The sequence below is a fragment of the Sporosarcina thermotolerans genome (genome assembly GCF_042658975.1).
GTDB lineage: Bacteria > Bacillota > Bacilli > Bacillales_A > Planococcaceae > Sporosarcina > Sporosarcina thermotolerans.
The window spans coordinates 1-18,423 of record NZ_JBHSRM010000012.1 but is presented as its reverse complement, the minus strand read 5'-3'; the positions used below and the strand labels follow the sequence as shown (position 1 = coordinate 18,423).

The 18,423-nt window shown below is 40.1% G+C and carries 21 protein-coding genes; 17 read left to right on the top strand and 4 right to left on the bottom strand.

What is annotated here, in order from left to right:
- Positions 1-4 precede the first annotated feature (4 nt).
- Positions 5-850 carry a YtnP family quorum-quenching lactonase gene (locus ACFPZG_RS07060; protein ID WP_283732495.1) on the top strand — a complete coding sequence of 282 codons (846 nt, stop codon included), beginning with the start codon at positions 5-7 and terminating at the stop codon, positions 848-850.
- Positions 851-897: 47 nt separating this feature from the next.
- On the opposite strand, the gene ACFPZG_RS07055 is transcribed toward ACFPZG_RS07060, so the two are convergent.
- Complete coding sequence (locus ACFPZG_RS07055) at positions 898-1,212, bottom strand: hypothetical protein (protein WP_317940681.1); 315 nt, start codon at positions 1,210-1,212, stop codon at positions 898-900.
- Between the two features lie 202 nt (positions 1,213-1,414).
- Here ACFPZG_RS07055 and ACFPZG_RS07050 point away from each other — a divergent pair, with 202 nt between their 5' ends.
- The 11 genes from ACFPZG_RS07050 (at position 1,415) to ccpA (ending at position 13,243) form a co-directional block, all read left to right on the top strand.
- Entirely contained in the window at positions 1,415-2,488 is a 1,074-nt protein-coding gene (locus tag ACFPZG_RS07050) for a M42 family metallopeptidase (RefSeq protein WP_283732494.1), read from the top strand.
- A gap of 293 nt (positions 2,489-2,781) precedes the next feature.
- Positions 2,782-3,303: a DUF84 family protein gene (locus tag ACFPZG_RS07045; protein WP_317940682.1), complete on the top strand. Its 522-nt coding sequence runs from the start codon at positions 2,782-2,784 to the stop codon at positions 3,301-3,303.
- A 75-nt stretch (positions 3,304-3,378) separates the two neighbouring features.
- Complete coding sequence (locus ACFPZG_RS07040; protein WP_283732492.1) at positions 3,379-3,897, top strand: hypothetical protein; 519 nt, start codon at positions 3,379-3,381, stop codon at positions 3,895-3,897.
- A 77-nt stretch (positions 3,898-3,974) separates the two neighbouring features.
- Positions 3,975-4,793 (top strand): DUF1444 domain-containing protein, encoded by an 819-nt coding sequence (locus ACFPZG_RS07035; RefSeq protein WP_283732491.1) that lies wholly within the window; start codon positions 3,975-3,977, stop codon positions 4,791-4,793.
- Positions 4,790-5,395, top strand: a complete 606-nt coding sequence (ytpR, locus tag ACFPZG_RS07030) for a YtpR family tRNA-binding protein (protein WP_317940683.1) — start codon at positions 4,790-4,792, stop codon at positions 5,393-5,395. The genes ACFPZG_RS07035 and ytpR overlap by 4 nt, the downstream gene beginning before the upstream one ends.
- A 200-nt stretch (positions 5,396-5,595) precedes the next feature.
- Positions 5,596-8,088: a DNA translocase FtsK gene (locus ACFPZG_RS07025; RefSeq protein ID WP_381426452.1), complete on the top strand. Its 2,493-nt coding sequence runs from the start codon at positions 5,596-5,598 to the stop codon at positions 8,086-8,088.
- Between the two features lie 75 nt (positions 8,089-8,163).
- Complete coding sequence (gene murC / locus ACFPZG_RS07020) at positions 8,164-9,477, top strand: UDP-N-acetylmuramate--L-alanine ligase (protein WP_283732490.1); 1,314 nt, start codon at positions 8,164-8,166, stop codon at positions 9,475-9,477.
- 191 nt (positions 9,478-9,668) lie between these two features.
- Positions 9,669-10,148: a DUF948 domain-containing protein gene (locus tag ACFPZG_RS07015; protein WP_283732489.1), complete on the top strand. Its 480-nt coding sequence runs from the start codon at positions 9,669-9,671 to the stop codon at positions 10,146-10,148.
- A 54-nt stretch (positions 10,149-10,202) separates the two neighbouring features.
- Positions 10,203-10,826, top strand: a complete 624-nt coding sequence (locus ACFPZG_RS07010) for a YtxH domain-containing protein (protein ID WP_283732488.1) — start codon at positions 10,203-10,205, stop codon at positions 10,824-10,826.
- A gap of 215 nt (positions 10,827-11,041) precedes the next feature.
- Positions 11,042-12,124, top strand: a complete 1,083-nt coding sequence (locus ACFPZG_RS07005; protein WP_317940694.1) for a bifunctional 3-deoxy-7-phosphoheptulonate synthase/chorismate mutase — start codon at positions 11,042-11,044, stop codon at positions 12,122-12,124.
- Positions 12,125-12,244: 120 nt separating this feature from the next.
- Entirely contained in the window at positions 12,245-13,243 is a 999-nt protein-coding gene (gene ccpA, locus ACFPZG_RS07000; protein ID WP_283732487.1) for a catabolite control protein A, read from the top strand.
- Positions 13,244-14,043: 800 nt separating this feature from the next.
- Here ccpA and ACFPZG_RS06995 read toward each other — a convergent pair.
- The 3 genes from ACFPZG_RS06995 to ACFPZG_RS06985 are packed head-to-tail and all read right to left on the bottom strand — an operon-like array spanning position 14,044 to position 16,494.
- The gene (locus ACFPZG_RS06995) at positions 14,044-15,201 is read right to left on the bottom strand and encodes an acetoin utilization protein AcuC (RefSeq protein ID WP_317940685.1); all 1,158 of its coding nucleotides are present in this window, start codon (positions 15,199-15,201) and stop codon (positions 14,044-14,046) included.
- Positions 15,198-15,845 (bottom strand): acetoin utilization AcuB family protein, encoded by a 648-nt coding sequence (locus ACFPZG_RS06990; RefSeq protein ID WP_283732486.1) that lies wholly within the window; start codon positions 15,843-15,845, stop codon positions 15,198-15,200. The genes ACFPZG_RS06995 and ACFPZG_RS06990 overlap by 4 nt, the downstream gene beginning before the upstream one ends.
- A gap of 16 nt (positions 15,846-15,861) precedes the next feature.
- On the bottom strand, positions 15,862-16,494 hold the full coding sequence (locus ACFPZG_RS06985; protein WP_283732485.1) for a GNAT family N-acetyltransferase: 633 nt from the start codon (positions 16,492-16,494) through the stop codon (positions 15,862-15,864).
- Positions 16,495-16,597: 103 nt separating this feature from the next.
- Here ACFPZG_RS06985 and ACFPZG_RS06980 point away from each other — a divergent pair, with 103 nt between their 5' ends.
- From ACFPZG_RS06980 to ACFPZG_RS06960, 5 genes are all read left to right on the top strand, one after another.
- Positions 16,598-16,864: a hypothetical protein gene (locus ACFPZG_RS06980; protein WP_283732484.1), complete on the top strand. Its 267-nt coding sequence runs from the start codon at positions 16,598-16,600 to the stop codon at positions 16,862-16,864.
- Between the two features lie 51 nt (positions 16,865-16,915).
- A complete protein-coding gene (locus ACFPZG_RS06975; RefSeq protein WP_317940686.1) occupies positions 16,916-17,350 on the top strand; it encodes a hypothetical protein in 435 nt (144 codons plus the stop codon).
- Between the two features lie 88 nt (positions 17,351-17,438).
- Positions 17,439-17,756: a hypothetical protein gene (locus ACFPZG_RS06970; protein ID WP_317940687.1), complete on the top strand. Its 318-nt coding sequence runs from the start codon at positions 17,439-17,441 to the stop codon at positions 17,754-17,756.
- 113 nt (positions 17,757-17,869) lie between these two features.
- The gene (locus ACFPZG_RS06965; protein WP_283732481.1) at positions 17,870-18,205 is read left to right on the top strand and encodes a hypothetical protein; all 336 of its coding nucleotides are present in this window, start codon (positions 17,870-17,872) and stop codon (positions 18,203-18,205) included.
- Between the two features lie 128 nt (positions 18,206-18,333).
- On the top strand, positions 18,334-18,423 hold a 90-nt coding region (locus ACFPZG_RS06960), incomplete at its 3' end, for a transposase (RefSeq protein ID WP_381426514.1).

Below are 18,423 nucleotides of genomic sequence, written 5' to 3'. Positions count from 1 at the left end.
TTGGTTGGATACATATATATTTCACGATATGAAAATTACTTGGCTTGATGGTGGTGTGAACTTTCTTGATGGAGGTACCATGTTCGGAGTGGTTCCTAAGGCATTATGGTCCCGGAAATATGAAGTGGATGAGAATAACTTGATCGAACTCAGAACAGATCCTATTCTCATCTCCTATGAAGGGAAAAACATCCTGATAGATAGTGGAATAGGTAAAGGGAAGCTATCTGAAAAAATGAAGCGTAATCTTGGTGTGCGTGAGGAGACGAAGCTTGAGGAAAGTCTAACGGAGCTTGGTTTGAAGCCTGAGGATATCGATATTATCTTAATGACGCATCTTCATAACGACCACGCCGCAGGCTTAACAGGCTGGGTGGATGAAAAGCTTGTCTCGGTTTTTCCGAACGCAGAAATTCATGTTTCAGCAGTCGAATGGGATGAAATGAGAAACCCGAATATCCGCTCAAGAAACACATATTGGAAAGAGAATTGGGAGCCTATCCAGCATCAGGTGAAAACATTCAATGAACATACAACTATAGTTCCTGGGATTGAAATGATTCATACTGGAGGCCATAGTGACGGCCATAGCGTCATCAAACTAACCCAAAACAATGAAACGATCTTGCATATGGGAGATATCATGCCAACACATGCACACAGCAATCCGCTATGGGTGCTTGCTTATGACGACTATCCAATGACGTCAATCTTTGCGAAGGAAAAACTGATGAAAGAAGCCTTGGCAAACCATTATCGATTCATCTTTTATCATGATGCAGTTTACCGTCTTGTCCAATGGGATGAAAGCGGCAAGGAAATTACAGAATCAGTTGCCCGGACTAAATAAAAAATACCGTCACATGGAAAATGTGTGACGGTATTTTTTACTTCATTTTACTTCTGAATCAATTCTACAACAGTGCCTGTTTCTGCATTTGCTGCGAATTCAAATTGTTCAAGTTCGCCATTTCTAATCCGCGAAATGCCGCCCCTATATACTTCCATCGATAAGACATTGTTCGTAAACGGTTCTGGTTTCATGACAATCCATGATCCATCAATAGGCCCCTCTTTTTTGAAAGCTTCCTTTACATCATTTAAGACACGTTCTGCTGGAGTTTTCGGGTTCAGCTTTTCAAAAGCCTGATTAACAATCAGTCCAGCTGCTACACCTGTTAAGACTCCTGATACGAAATCTTTCACTTTCATAGTTTGAAACCCCCTCATCAATCTCAATCAATCTTACCCAAGTGTACCATATTTCAGTGGTGATTTTACATTCGATTCGGTGAAAAGCATTAAAATCCTGCTTCGGTAAAATTAATTCGCAAAGCTAAATATTCGTGATGGATAGTTTTTGACTCCTGCATTATACTTAAGGGAGTACATAATGAATTGGGGGAAACTTTTCATGAATAACGAAACATTAACAATGTTTAAAACACTTACTGAATTACCTGGTGCACCAGGCAATGAACACCTTGTTCGTGCTTACATGCGTGAAGAACTTGGGAAGTATTCTGATGAACTCATTCAAGATAATCTTGGAGGAGTGTTCGGTGTCCGTAAAGGTCCAGAAGACGGTCCAAGAATCATGGTAGCAGGGCATATGGATGAAGTTGGCTTCATGGTATCAAGTATCACAGATAACGGAATGCTCCGCTTCCAGCCACTTGGTGGTTGGTGGAGTCAAGTATTACTTGCACAACGTGTTCAAATTATTACAGACGCTGGTCCAGTTGTCGGTGTTATCGGATCAATCCCACCTCACCTACTAAGTGATGAAGTTCGAAATAAACCAATGGATATTAAAAATATGCTTATCGACATTGGTGCCGATGATAAAGCCGATGCTTTGAAAATTGGTATTCGTCCTGGACAGCAAATCGTTCCAATCTGCCCGTTTACACCGATGGCAAACGAAAAGAAAATTTTGGCAAAAGCATGGGACAACCGCTATGGCTGCGGTTTGGCAATTGAACTTTTGAAAGAGGTTCATGGCGAAAAGCTTCCGAATACTCTTTACTCAGGAGCAAACGTTATGGAAGAAGTAGGTCTTCGTGGAGCTCAAGCAGCTGCAAGAATGATCAATCCAGATCTTTTCTTCGCATTGGATGCAAGCCCAGCAAACGACGCTTCTGGCAATAAAAACGAATTTGGCCAGCTTGGAAAAGGTACGCTTCTTCGTATTTTTGACCGTTCAATGGTGACGCATCGTGGAATGAGAGAGTTCATCCTCGATACAGCTGAAACGCATAAAATCCCTTATCAGTACTTCATTTCCCAAGGTGGAACGGATGCCGGTCAAGTTCACGTTTCAAATGAAGGCGTACCAAGTGCTGTCATTGGTATTTGTTCAAGATACATTCACACAGCTGCATCCATCATTCACACGGATGATTATGCTGCGGCAAAAGAGCTTCTTGTAAAACTTGTCAAAGCTTGCGATAAAACAACAGTTGAAACGATTAAGAGCAACGTCTAATAATAAACAAAAGACCATCCTTCATGACAGGATGGTCTTTCGTTTACTAAATTCCGCAGATGCCGTTTATTTCCGGAAGCGCTCGTTAATTTCGGAAACCGCTCGTTTATTCCGGAAACCGCTCGTTTAATCTCAGAAGCGCTCGTTTATTCCGGAAACCGCTCGTTTAATTTCAGAAGCGCTCGTTTATTTCCGGAAGCGCTCGTTTATTCCAGGAAGCGCTCGTTTAATCCGGAAACCGCTCGTTTAATCCCAGAATCGCTCATTTATTCCCGCAACGAAAGGAGAATCGCATGAAATTCATCATTGGATCGACTAACCGGGCAAAAGTTAAGGCGGCTCGTACAATTATAGCTAAACATTTCCCAACTTCTGAACTCCATGAAGTGAAGGTATCATCCGGAGTGAAAGATCAGCCCATCGGAGATGAAGAAACACGAACAGGTGCATTAAATCGAGCAATAAATGCTGCAAATGAACACGTTGGGGCAATCGGAATTGGTCTCGAAGGCGGCGTCCGAATGCTCGATAACGAAATGTTCCTTTGCAACTGGGGTGCACTCGTTTTACCTTCCGGTGAAAAATTCACAGCTGCCGGTGCCCAAATCCCTTTGCCAAATAGCATTGCTGCAGAAATACATAAAGGAAAAGAATTAGGAGTCGTCGTCGACGAATATTTCCAAGCGAGCGGCATTCGCCATAGTGAAGGTGCAATTGGCATGTTCACAGCCCACTCAGTCACCCGCGACCTGCTTTTCGAACATATCATGCAGTTATTAATAGGCCAGTTGAAGTTCCACCAAACATCACGCTGAACTGCTATATTTGCATATGTCGATTATTATCTTTAAAATAGATATCGGCTATTTAAATAGATTGGAGGAAGCCGAATGTTCCGCATATGGAAATTCCTATTCCTGACACTACTCTCAATAACAGTACTTAGCGCTTGTGGGAAAACCCTCGAAGAAAAGGCTCTGGACGGAATTGCAGCCGCAAAAACTGCATTCGAACTAAATGACAAAGCCGTTAATGCTGAAGTTGAGAATGTTTCCTTGTATAAGCCAGCCGGTTTTACGATTTCTAAAAGTTCCAATGGACAAAATATTATCATGAAAAAAGGTGATGAAACCTTTCTTCTTTTCATCAATCCAAATGAAAACAGGGAGAGCCGCCTGTTTTACGACCTATTGGAAAGAAACGATAAATCTGTCCGCTATGAAGAAATATTCACTGATGATGGCTATTTTGGCTTTGCATCCATTTTGAACAAAGGTGAAGATCAAGTCGAACTTATAACAAGTGTCGGTGGGATTAAACTAACAACAATTACTAAAAAGAAGAACATAGAAAGCAAGATGGCCAATATGATGGAAATTGTACGTTCCATTGAGCAAGGCTTGCAATAATTTTATAATATAGGCGGTCACACGGCGCAACATGCGAAGCGGCGAGCGGCCGCTTATTTTTAGAAAGGATGATGAATATGAATTCATCTAAGCTTGTAGAGTTATTGAAAGAACGTCTTCCGTCAAAAGAATTAGAATGGCGTTTCGATAGAAAAACGGACAAAGTAAGGTTGGAGCATAGCGTTTTGAAAAAGGGAATGGATATTTCATTACCAGAAATCCTTGCGAAATATGAAACGAAACAAGAATCCGCAATTAATGAAGTGATTTACACCATTAAAGAAACATTTAATGCAATGGAAATCGAACAGTCAGAAGGATTCAGTAAAGAAGGTGCGATTTACCCGGTAATCCGGTCCACTTCTTTTCCTCAAACCTCCAAAGCTGGGAATAGATTTATCGTCAAAGACCATACGGCAGAGACAAGGATCTTTTACGCACTGGATTTAGGCACTACTTATCGATTGATAGATGAAACAATGTTGGATGCTCTTGGTATGTCAGAGCAAGAAATAATGGAGTCAGCCATGTTCAAGGTAAGATCATTGCCGACGAATATGAAGAAAGATGAAGTGGCAGATAATGTGTTTTACTTTGTTAATAATAATGATGGTTATGACGCAAGCCGTATATTGAACCAGGCCTTCCTAAAAGAAATGGAAGGGGAAATCGAAGGTCATATGACTGTTTCCGTCCCCCATCAAGATGTGCTTATCATCGGCGATATTAGAAATGACACGGGTTATGATGTACTTGCACAGATGACAATGCAGTTCTTTACAGTGGGGGCTGTTCCAGTTACATCATTGTCATTTATTTATGAAGATGGTAAATTAGAACCTATCTTTATAATGGCGAAAAATCGGGTCGCGAGAAAGGAAAGAAAAAAGAAATGAATATCTTTTACAATCAAAAAAGTGTTGGGGACGTCCTTTTAGTACAAGTTACGACTGATCGTCCGAAAGAGACAGAAATTACTTCTGTGAATGATATCACATTAATAAAGGATGCATCTTCTAAAGAAGTTGCTGCATTTAACGTTTTCAATGCTTCAAAATACGTTGAAATCAACGGAAATGGACAAGTTGAAACGACAGAGGAAATTGTAGGAAAGCTGAATGAGGCATTAAAAACAAATGGTGTCGATCTTGAGCTTGATGTGGATCTATCACCGAAATTCGTTGTTGGGTTTGTAATTGAGAAGGATAAGCATCCAAATGCAGATAAATTAAGTGTTTGCACTGTAGACGTTGGAAACGAAAAACTCCAAATCGTCTGTGGAGCCCCGAATGTTGATAAGGGCCAAAAAGTGGTCGTTGCAAAAGTTGGAGCTGTAATGCCTTCGGGGATGATCATTCGTGATGCAGAATTAAGGGGAATTGCATCATCAGGGATGATTTGTTCTGCAAAAGAACTTAATTTGCCGGATGCCCCAACAGAAAAAGGTATCTTAGTCCTTCCAGAGGATTCTCGAATTGGTGAGCCATTCAGTATCTAACTTGCTGATCTTAAGTTAGCAACTTGGTTATTTTTGGCAGGAAGTGATCCCGAATTGCCGTCAATATCCGTCCAACGTACTGTGAAAAACAGTACGTTTTTCTTATTTTGGGCCCCAGATTGATTTAACCGACAAAAACCTGCTAAAATAGAATGATCGACTTGAAAAGAGTGATAGATTTGACTTGGTTTAAAAAAGTTATGAACAAAATATTTGAATCCGAAAAAGATGAAAGACCCGAAGATACATATACTATAGAAGATATCGATGTTGATGATAAAGTAGAAGACGCGAAAGAAAAACCGGCTTTTCGTTTTCCAATAATAACTGACGCTGAAATATATGGCTGGGAACCAGACTCTGAAAATGATAGTAACGAAATAGGAACACTTACGACAAAATTGGATGATGAAGAAGATTTTAAACCTATTCCTTTATATAAAAATGAAAGATGGCCAAGTGAAAAGGAAAAAGGGAAGATTCATAGGGCGACTACATCATCTAAGTACCTTACTAATAGAGTGATTGAAACTGATCTGAATCAAGTAAACTCAATTACTGAAAAAGAGGAAAGCAGAAAAACGACCGTAATCAAACAGAATAAGCGACCATTTACACCAACTACTGTTCCTTCTCCTGTGTACGGCTATATGAAACCTACCAAACGGCGGGAAAGTACTTTGGAAATTGAAGATGAGGATTTGGCTTTGAGTTCTTCCTCGATTAAAACGGCAGTTAATGAATATGAAGAAAAAGTTAGTAAAGACATACAGGTGGTGGATGAAATTGACCGCATTGAATCGGAAAATCATGCACATACTTCCAATAATGATATTGAAGTAAATGAACGATTTAATGAGGTACCACATCTAAATGATAGTCAAGTTAAAGATCAGATGCCAATCGACGACAATGACCAGTCTGAAGCAATTCAAGAAACGATTGTTTCGATTGAAGAAGACAATGTTCTTGAGGGAAAAAGCGAAGCGATTGAACTTGAATCTACCGATGCATCGCCTACTCAAAGTGACTCTACTGAAACCGATGATTTAGATTCAACCCAAGTAATTACGGAATCAGAAGAAGTGGAGCCGCAGAAAAAGGAACGAATTGTCCCTTTCAATGTATTGATGTTGAAAAACGATAAACAAAAGTTAATGGAACGTGAAGCGAAAGAAAGTATTTCTGAAAATAAGGAAACGGAGACTAATCTTCATAGTCAGGTGCCGGAATCTAATTTGGATGAAGAAATGAGTTTGCCACATTACGCATTCCCTTCAAAAGATTTCCTTATACAGCCCGAAGCGCATATCGAGGATACAGAATGGCTTCAGACTCAATCAGCGAAATTGGAAGAGGCACTTTCCTATTTCTCCATTCAAGCAAATGTTATTGAAGCGGTACAGGGTCCCACAGTTACGCGATTTGAATTGACTGTCGGACATGGAACGAAAGTGAGCAAGGTTAGAAATCTAACCGATGATTTGAAACTTGCTTTAGCAGCAGAAGATATCCGAATTCAGGCACCGATCCCTGGAACCAGTTCAATTGGCATTGAAATTCCGAATCGAAAACCAAGGGCTGTTCGAATATCTGAGGTCATAGAAACAAAAAGGTTTCAAGACTCTGAATCACCGTTGGAAGCTGTACTTGGACTTAGCTTGACCGGCGAACCGGTTACGATTGACTTACGTAAAATGCCACATGGGATGATTGCAGGGGCTACTGGGTCCGGAAAATCCGTGTGTATAAATTCAATTTTAGTTAGTTTACTTTATAAATCATCACCGACAGACTTGAAAATGCTTTTAATTGACCCGAAAATGGTTGAGCTTGCTCCTTTCAATGGCATTCCACACTTAATCAGTCCAGTTATTACTGATGTGAAGGCTGCTACAGCTGCCTTAAAGTGGGCTGTTGGCGAAATGGAACGGCGATATGAACTATTTGCGCATGTTGGTGCAAGAAATATTGAACGGTACAACGAGATGGTTGAAAAGGATCGTAAATTCTCATTGAAACTGCCATACTTGTTAATCGTAATTGACGAGCTTGCGGACTTGATGATGATGGCACCGGCGGATGTTGAAGTTTCAATTGGACGGATCACACAGAAGGCAAGAGCCTGTGGTATCCATCTAATCATTGCGACACAACGGCCATCCGTCGATGTTATTACGGGTACAATAAAGGCGAATGTACCGACGCGTATTGCTTTTTCGGTTTCATCCCAAATAGATTCCCGAACGATCATTGATACACCTGGGGCAGAAAGGCTTTTAGGTAAAGGTGATATGCTATATCTTGGAAACGGCCAATCTTCAGCGATTCGATTACAGGGTACATTTGTCACGGATGCCGAAATTGAACGTATAATAGAACACGTTCAGAACGAGGCGGCTCCCGAATACCTATTTGGTCAGGAAGATCTTTTAGCCAATGCAATGGAGGAAGAGGAATCCGACCCACTTTTTGTTGAAGCATGCCAATTTATTATCAATCAGGGAAGTGCTTCGACATCCCTTTTGCAGCGGAATTTTAGCATCGGCTATAACCGTGCGGCTAAATTGATGGATCGTATGGAAGAATTAGGTTTCATATCAGAGCAAAAGGGAAGTAAACCACGAGATGTTTTTTTAACGGAAAATGATTTTGATCAATTCCTTAATAGAACCGATAAATCCCAAGTTTAAATTTAAATTTATAGAATAACGCATTACTTTATGTTTGAGAATATAGGAACAGAAACGATCCCGGGAGGTTGCAATATGACATTGTTCCATTTTACGGGAATCAAAGGATCGGGAATGAGTTCCCTTGCACAGATTCTTCATGATTCCTCCCATACAGTACAAGGTTCGGATGTAGAGAAGTATTTCTTTCCGGAAGACCCGTTGCATGAAAGAAAAATAACGATTTTACCATTCGATGAAAATAATATAAAACCGGGGATGACAGTAATTGCAGGGAATGCTTTCCCTGATAGTCATCCTGAAATTGTGAAAGCTAAAGAAACAGGCGTTGACGTAATTCGCTATCATGAATTTTTAGGCAATTATATGAAAAACTTCATCTCAATTGCTATAACAGGATCACACGGTAAGACTTCGACAACTGGATTGTTGGCGCATGTCTTGTCCGGCAATTCACCTACTTCTTATCTGATTGGTGATGGCACTGGCAGGGGGATTGAGAATAGCGAGTACTTCGTTTTTGAAGCATGTGAATACAAGCGGCATTTTCTTGCCTATGAACCTGATTACGCCATAATGACTAATATTGATTTTGACCATCCGGATTATTTTAAAGACCTTGCTGATGTACTGGATGCATTCGGGGAAATGGCTTTAAAGGTAAAAAAGGCGATTATTGCTTGTGGAGATGATATTCATCTACAACAAATACAAGCGAATGTCCCTGTAGTGTATTATGGATTTGATGAAGGAAATGATTTTTCAGCGAAAAATATTAAGAAATCCGAAAAGGGTACCATGTTCGATGTATATGTGAGAAATGAGTTCTATGATACGTTTACGATTTTCTTGCCTGGTGACCATGCCATTTTAAATGCCCTTGGCGTCATTGCCCTTTGCCATTATGAAGGGATTGCGGCTTCTGGTATTAAGGAAAGACTTGCAACATTTAACGGTGTGAAAAGACGCTTTTCTGTTACAGAATCACATGGTAGGGTAATTGTGGATGACTATGCACATCATCCGACTGAGATAAAGGCTACATTGCAATCGGCGAGGCAGAAATATCCTAACAAGGAAATCATTGCGATATTCCAGCCTCATACTTTCACACGTACTGCAGCGTTACTCCAACAGTTTGCGGAAAGTTTACAGACAGCGGATCACGTATATCTATGTGATATATTCGGTTCCGCGCGCGAGCAATCCGGTAACTTATCAATTAATGATCTAATCGATAAAATTCCAGGAGCTAATCACCTATCTCTTGAAAATATTGATGTACTTGATGTGCACGGAAATGCAGTTTTCTTGTTCATGGGTGCTGGTGATATTCAAAAATACATGAATGTTTTTTCGGAGCATACCGAAAAAGAGGAAACAGCCTAATCCGTTTGGATTGGCTGTTTTTTATTTTTGTAAATCCCGGATTAGTCTCATTAGATGAAAAACAATTTCTTTAATAAAAAATAAAGGGGATTTGAAAAGTTTGTCGAAAAAGGTTAAAGATGGCTGAGTTTATTTACCTACTTTAAAGGGTAGAAATTATTTATGTATGTATATCGGAAGGAGGAAGTGCTATGCAAGTATTATTGTATATTGCGGCCATCGTCGCTGCAGTGGCTTTTTTGATTTTATGTATTAGCCTGGCGATGACCCTAAGTTCATTAAAAAAGACACTAAAAAGCGTTTCGGAAACTATGGATAATTTGACGAACCAGTTGGAGGGTATTACATCGGAGACAACTGAACTCCTTCATAAGACAAATGCCCTTGCGGAGGATATTCAACAGAAATCCGAAAAATTGAACACTGTTGTGGACGCAGTAAAAGGGATGGGTGACTCTGTCAGTAATTTGAACAGCTCAGTTCATCGAATTACCAACTCAATTACTGTTGAAGCTGAAAAGAACAGTGATAAAATAGCCCAAGCAGTGCAGTGGAGTAACGTTGCTTTTGGAATCATTGGTAAAGTAAGGGAAATGAAAGAAGAGCGGTCATCAGGTTGGACAGTCTATAAGTCGGATCCAAATCAAAAAAGATTGCCAAGCCCAAAGTAATTGTTATCTATCTAAAACTGAGTAGTGACCAAAATATATTTAGGAGGAATTAACATGACTGAAAAACTAAAGGACGCACAAAACCAGCAATATTATGGAAATCAGGAATATAAAAATACTTTTGGGGAACCATCACATCTACCTGTAAATTATCCGTATCGCTCCAATACTGACGACTTCTATGAGGAGGATAATTCAGGAGCTGGAAGCTTCCTACTTGGCGCTTTAGTAGGCGGAGTGATTGGTGCGGCTGCAGCATTATTCCTCGCTCCTAAGACGGGCAAAGAGATGCGTGACGACTTTTCAGACCAAGCTGTCCACATTAAAAACAAAAGTATTGAGTTAAGTACAGTTGCAAAGGACAAGGCAACTGAGATTTCTGCTGTTGCCAAAGAAAAGACAGATGAATTAGCTAAAACAATCCAAGAGCAATCTGGTCAGATCGTTGATAAAGTAAAGTCGATGACAAATAAAACATCTGTCCCGATGCACGATGGTACAGTTTCGTCTGAAGGCGAAGAACAAATTGAGTTTGTTGAAAATAAAACCGAAGAAAACAAAGAGTCTGCGGATCATCAATCAACAAAAAACAGTACTGTTGCATACGATAATAGCGAGAATATCGGTGAAGAAAAGAATGTAAATCAAAATCATATCTCAGTTGAAAAAGAGAAATAATAAGTTTTTTATGAAGGTAGAGGGGAAACTGAAAAAGTTCCCTTCTGCTTTTTAAATTAGGCCGATTCACATCAAACTCCGTGAATTAGTGACAATTTACAGAAATGACGTGACATTTCGAATGCATTTCATTATACTTGGACTATTATACAAAAATGCAACATAGAATTCCTTCTTCGAAAAGGGAATGATGTGTATGGGGAGGAGACATAATGATGAGACAAAATGGGTTGGATGAACTTCGCAGACAGGTTGATGGGCTGAATAACCAAATACTGAACTTGATCAATGAACGCACATCTGTTGTTCAGGAAATTGGCAGGGTCAAGGAAAAGCAAGGTGTGAACAGATACGATCCGATTCGTGAAAGAGAGATGCTAAACGCACTAGTCCAGTCAAACAAAGGTCCGATCCCAAATGGTATTTTAGAACAGATTTTTAAAGGGATATTCATGTCAGCTTTAGAAATTCAAGAGGACGAGCAACGTAATGCGCTGCTTGTTTCACGTAAACGTAAACCCGAGGATACGATTGTAAATGTAAACGGTGAAGAAATTGGAAACGGTTCTCCTACATTCGTCTTTGGGCCATGTGCTGTTGAATCGTATGAACAAGTTTTGGCAGTCGCTCAATCGATTAAAGCTAAAGGATTGACGATGCTAAGGGGCGGTGCATATAAACCGCGTACGTCTCCTTATGACTTCCAAGGACTTGGTCTTGAAGGATTGAAAATCCTAAAGCGCGTATCAGACGAAACGGGATTGTCCATTGTAACTGAAATTATCACACCATCCCATTTGGAAGAGGCTTTGGATTATATAGATGTTATCCAAATAGGTGCCCGTAACATGCAGAACTTCGAATTGTTGAAGGAAGCAGGTATGGCGAATAAACCAGTTCTATTAAAACGAGGCTTAGCTGCAACGATTGATGAATTCATTCATGCGGCTGAATATATCATTTCTAAAGGGAATAGCCAAATTATGCTATGCGAACGTGGTATCCGTACGTACGAACGTGCGACGCGTAACACATTGGACATCTCAGCTGTTCCAATCTTAAAACAAGAAACCCATTTACCAGTATTCGTTGATGTTACTCATTCAACTGGAAGGAAGGACTTATTGCTTCCAACTGCAAAGGCGGCTATCGCTGTAGGTGCAGATGGAGTTATGGCTGAAGTGCATCCTGATCCAGCAGTTGCATTATCCGATGCTGCACAGCAAATGGATATTAAACAGTTCGACGAGTTCTATGCGGAGCTACAAAGGTTTATGAATACACATCAAACCATTTGAAAAGTGGAAATGCAGTAGGAACTTTCTGTAAAAAGCGCCGGACCTTTTAAGGTACCGGTGCTTTGATTATAATAAGAGTAAACGAATACATAATCATAATGAAGGGAAGGAGATTCGATAATGTCAGTAACAATTTATGATGTAGCAAGAGAAGCGAATGTTTCGATGGCGACAGTATCTCGTGTTGTGAACGGCAACCAAAATGTAAAGCCGGCAACGCGTAAAAAGGTGTTAGATTGCATCGAGCGCCTTGGTTATCGACCAAACGCAGTGGCAAGAGGACTTGCCAGTAAAAAAACAACAACTATAGGTGTCATCGTCCCGGACATTTCGAAAAGCTACTATGCAGAACTTTCCCGCGGTATTGCGGATATAGCAACGATGTATGAATACAATATTATCCTTTCCAATTCAGATAAACGTCCAACAAGGGAAGTTGAACTTTTTGAAGATCATCTTGGAAAACAAGTTGATGGTGTAATTTTCATGAGTGACTCCCTGTCTGACGAAATTCGGAAAGAAATGGCGACAGCAAATGTTCCAGTTGTGTTAGCCGGTACTCTTGACGCTGGCACGAATTTGCCGACAGTGAATATCGATCATGAAGATGCAGCCTATCAAGCGGTTAAGAAATTGATTGAAAATGGACATAAACGAATTGCTTATGTATCCGGACCTCTATCCAGGGATATCAATCGTCTTTGCAAGAAGGTAGGTTACGAAAAGGCATTGAAAGAAGCTAATTTACCACTTATTGATGAGTATTTCATAGAAACGAATAATACGTATGATGATGCGTATGAAAAGTGGAAGTTGATTCGTGATTTGGATGAGAGGCCGACAGGTATTTTTGCTGGGAATGATGAAATTGCTGTTGGTATTATGAATGGGCTAAGAGATGATGGTTTATCGGTGCCTGATGATATTGAGATGATTTGTTTCCAACATACACTATTGTCGAGAGTAGTTAGACCGCAGCTGTCTGCAGTTGTTGTTCCTTTGTACGATTTAGGGGCAGTTTCGATGCGGTTGTTGACGAAGTTGATGAATGGTGAAGAGGTTGATGATGTTAGTGTTATTTTGCCGCACCGTATAGAGGAACGTCAATCGACGAAGTGATAAAAGCTGTTCTGGGGAAACGAAAAGCGGAAGGCGCTTGCCCAGATGCGACAGGCATAAGGCAAAGATGCGGCGTGGCGCTCTTTGCCACATAGCAGCTTTGCCTTATGACCCGAGCATCTAACGCCTGGAGCTGGACAAAATAACCGGAACAGCTTTTATTTATGGAAGTTACTAAAGACTCGTTTATGAAGATTTCTCAACTGAAAAACCGTGCAGCACGTTGATTTGCGCTTCAGACGGCACGCTTTCCGGAGGGCGTGCGGTGAACCAACCCGTTCGCTTCGCTGCCGTTGGTTGTTTCACCTGTCAGAGCAAAGACGTGCTCCTTTTCGCTACGCTTCACTCGCAAGAGCCGTTCTTCGTTACGGCTCTCGCTAATCCTCCCGGAGTCGGCCGTCTTCCGCTACAATCAACTACGAGTCTGCTTCTGTACTACAAACGCGCCAAATCGTAAAAAGAGTAACACACAATATCGTTATTTTGGATATGGTATGCCATAAACACTGACAAATTCTCCTCAGATTGGCATTTTTAAACCAGAAAAGCGGTTATCACCACTCAAGCCGACTTTATCACCACTTAGGGTATGTTTATCACCACTCAGAGGACTGTTATCACCACTTGTACGAGGTTTATCACCACTAAGCTTCAAAAATGATGAAATATCAATGATTCTTCAATGTCCTTTACATACAGCTCAATCCTAAAAAGAACACTCACTTTCTATCCTAACTTTTAGCTAAAGAATAATTGTCACCGAAAAGTCCGACTGAAACGCATAGCAACAGTTTATAGAACTATTGTTGATTCCGAATGATGTGTAGTGCTTTGATTAGCATTTGGGTGTTTTTTTCTGTTATTTCGGCCTTTCTTGGAATTGGGTCGTATAATGGTTTTGGGTCTTGCCATGTTTTGATAAGTGGGACAGGGGATTGGTTCCCCCAAGCGTTGAGCCAATCCTCGGGTAGGTTGCCGGTTGGGGCAGGGATTTGTTTCATGGCTAACCAAATTTGTGACCATGCTCTTGGCACGACTCGCCAAATATCGTATCCACCACCGCCAACGGCAATCCATCGGCCCTCACAATATCGCTCTGCAATTTCTCTTGCAATCCTTGGTATTTGTTCAAAGATTTCCGTCGTCCCGTATAAATGTGTTAATGGGTCGAAGTAATGCGCGTCAGCTCCGTTTTGTGTCAGAATGACATCGGGTTTGAAGAAAGCTGCTACTTCCTCGATGGCGGTTTTATAAATTTCAAGAAATGATTCGTCCTCGGTGAATGCATCAATCGGGAAGTTGAATGAAGTCCCATATCCTTTTCCATTGCCGCGTTCCGTGACACTGCCTGTGCCGGGGAAAAGGTATCTGCCTGTTTCATGAATGGAAAGTGTGCAAACGTCTGGGTCATCGTAAAAGGTCCATTGGACTCCATCGCCGTGATGTGCATCGGTGTCTATGTAAAGTACCCGTGCTCCGTATTTTTTTTGCATGTATTTAATGGCGACCGAACTGTCGTTATAGACGCAAAATCCCGATGCTTTGCCACTGAACCCGTGATGAAGCCCGCCGCCGAGGTTCACAGCATATTTTGACCTGCCTTCCATCACTTCATCAACTGCAGTCAAAGTTCCCCCTACAAGCATTGCACTTGCTTCGTGCATATTTGGGAAGATGGGAGTGTCTTCTGTGCCGATACCATAAACAGAGCCGATATCATCACTAACTTGTCCTTTGCCAGCCCTTTTTACAATATCTATAAATCGCTGATCGTGCACCAATAAAAGTTCTTCGTCCGTTGCAATCCTTGGAGCGATGATATCTTCATCGTTTATTGCGTTTATTTTCTTTAACAGATCCAAAGTTAGCACAAGTCTTTTTTGATTGAAAGGATGGGATTCGGAAAATGTGTATCCAAGTTGTTCTTTTGAATAGATGAATACCGCTTCTTTTTTCATAAGTCCATGCCTGGAACATTCGGCCATAAAACCTCAAATCCATTATTCTTTAACCCTTTAATAACATTAAGTGGATTCATTGTTTTAAGTCGAATAACGAGAATTTTATTATCTTCATTTTCTTTATCCGGATAGACGAGTATACTTTGGACGTTTATTTTATGCTCGTAAAACACTTTGGATACTTCAAACAGAATGCCTGGAATGTTAGGGACACGCACTTCGATTTGTGAGCCCGGTTGATGGGCACCTGTTAATTCAATATATTTATACAGAAGGTCGGTCTCTGTTAAGATGCCGACCAATTTGTTGTTTGACACAATTGGAAGACAACCGATTTGATTATCATAAAAAACAACCGCTGCCTCCTCGACAAAGTCCATGGGATGCCCGGTAATCGGATTCTTTGTCATTATTTCGGATAAAGTTTTTTTGTAAACGGTTACATCCGTCGTATCAGAATAAAGGGAGGGTAACACTTCTTTCATATCTCGATCAGTTATGATTCCAAGCAGTTCCGTCGTTTCTGAAACGATTGGAAGATGCCGGATTTTCTTTTCCTGCATAATTGACAATGCGTCTTTGACGGTATGGTGGGGTGAAAGTGAAAAGACGTTCCTCTTCATAATTTCCTCGATAAGCATTCTTAACTACCTCCTATCAATACATGAAACGATTCATGAATCGCAAACTATCAAATTCCTGAACCGATTCCTGATCTACTCGCTTTCCAATTTTGGCCATTAAGCAATTTGCAGGATGTGAACTTATTTCGGGGTCGTCAGTTGCGTAGTATACGAGACCGCCGTGATTCATCATCTTTTCCATCACTTTTCGATATTCCCATACATTCAATTTTGTTCCTTTTAAATCCCAATGCCAATAGTACTCTGTTGTCAGGATTATATAATCCTCCATCGCATCATCCATCATTGAGACTTCAAGTAAGGTTTTTCCAACGCCACCACTGCGATATTTGGGAATGACTTCGATTGCTCCTAATTCGATAAGGTTTTCCATTTTCCCGTGTGACCATCTTTCGAGGGGATCCGGATACAAATAGGTAACATAGCCGACTATCTCATTATTATCACGAGCAACAATGATTCTGCCTTCAGGAAGATCAGCAATTTCAATTAACGCTTTGTGTTGCTGTTCTGGAGGTCTGAATGCTATTAGGTCCTTATGGAAATCGAGACTTGCTAATTCCTTTCCGGGAATTGGGCCTTCGATTATAAGGTTTCCGTTCTTATGTTTGATTTCCATTGCATTATACGTTTTGACATGTTCCAAATTTATCACCGTCCTAATCAATAGACCTTATTTAAGTATACAACAAATAATGACTATGGTAATTGGAATTCATTAAAAAAACTAATAATGATGATGGGCCACGTTGATTTCCGCTCCGGGAGGGCAGTCGACGAATCTACGGGAAGTCGTTTCGAGTCTATGGGAAGTCCGCATCGGTCTACGGGAAGTCTGCTGCATTCTATGGGAAGTCCGCGTCGGTCTATGGGAAGTTGGGGCCGGTCTATGGAAAGTTGCACTCACTCTACGGGAAGTCATAGAATTTCGAATTGCTTCAGAACCTGGAACCATACACTACTTCAAGACGGATGATAAGCTTTCAAAAGATTTAGGTAAATCTATGGTAAAATAAGTTAAAAGGTTGTTTTGTTTGTTGAAGAGTAGAAAGGAAAGGAGGGTGAGTATGCTAAAAAGGAACATTTTAACTCTGACTTTTGCCTCGTTGTTATCAATCTTACTTATTGCTGCTTGGTTTGTATATGCAGACGGAGAAGAACTGTTAGCCGTTTTTCCAATGGCGTTCTTTATAAGTTGGTTTGCAATTCCCGTTATATTACTGAACGGACTTCCTGTGTCACTTCTATCAGAAAAATTAACTAAGCGGTTTTCAAATAATCAGCGGATATGTTGGTCTTTTGTTATCCACGCTATCTTTGGTTTGGGATTTATATTTATCGTAGGACTTTTATTTGAGTCCCAAACATTAATACGGGATTTTAGCCAATTCTGGAGAAGTTATGAAATGTTTTTTATTGCATCGATCATAACTTCTATATGCTTTTGGGTTATAGATGAATGTTTAAGATTTTGTCTAGCAAAAAAGGCGGAGGTATTTTGAAGATGTCCAGAGGCAAGTACTATTGGCTATTAGATAGTATATTGTTTTAAATGAGCTATCTACAGCAAACCGAAAGGTGGATTATAATATGGGTTTAGCATTGGATTTTGCGCGTGCTGTATTGCCCCTTGTAATAATGGGAGGAATTTCAGTATTTGTAATTCTAAGAATGAAACATAAATATGAGGATGGCACCCTGGGTAAGAAAAAAACAAAAGGCGCTCAAAATTTATTGGATAGTTTAATACCATTCGGAATGATGATTGGTATTGCTGTTGCTGTACTATTAAGCATATTTTCAGCAATTTCCTTACTATCTGCAATGACCTGGGGACCTGGGATAGGTTTTTTATTTGGATATTTTGCTTATGAAATTTATAGCAAAGAAGATGAGAGTCATTCGTAATAACTGTATTCCTGAAAGTGGTGCAATTCTAGGAAAAGGCTTTAAGCCTGTTCGGTTAAATGAGATTGTTGACCGATAGTTTTGGTTATTTATTTTTTAGGGGGAATAAAACGATGACTGATCGACGTGAAATTGTTAATGTTGAATTTACACAGAAGACATATGATAAAAGTAAAATGGATACGTGGTCTAAAGAACAGTGGAAAGAATGGGCTGGGGAGCCGGATGACAATACAGGTATCCAAATACCGTTAATTAATGATAATAGATTTTACTTGAAAATAATGGGGATTTATTATAATGAAGAAACGAAAGAAATGTTTTTTGGTTTTGACTCACAAAATAAACTTGACCGAAACATAAATATTCAATTCGGTGAGTGGAAAATTGATGAAAGTACTTTTAATTTATCAATTTCCGACAGAAGACTCCCACTTCAAGGAATGTGAAGGGCAAAGCCCAATGAGTAAGTGGGAGATGAATGTCGGTTAGGCATAAGCCTAAAGATTAATTTGTTTGAATACTTAGTATTTTAATAGTATAATTAGTGTTAAGCAATAGAAAGGCTGACACTACAATGAAATTAGATAGCAACAACCATTCAGTGTTCTTACTGTATTATCATCTTGTTTTGGTCGTTAAATACAGAAAAAAAGTTTTCAATGAT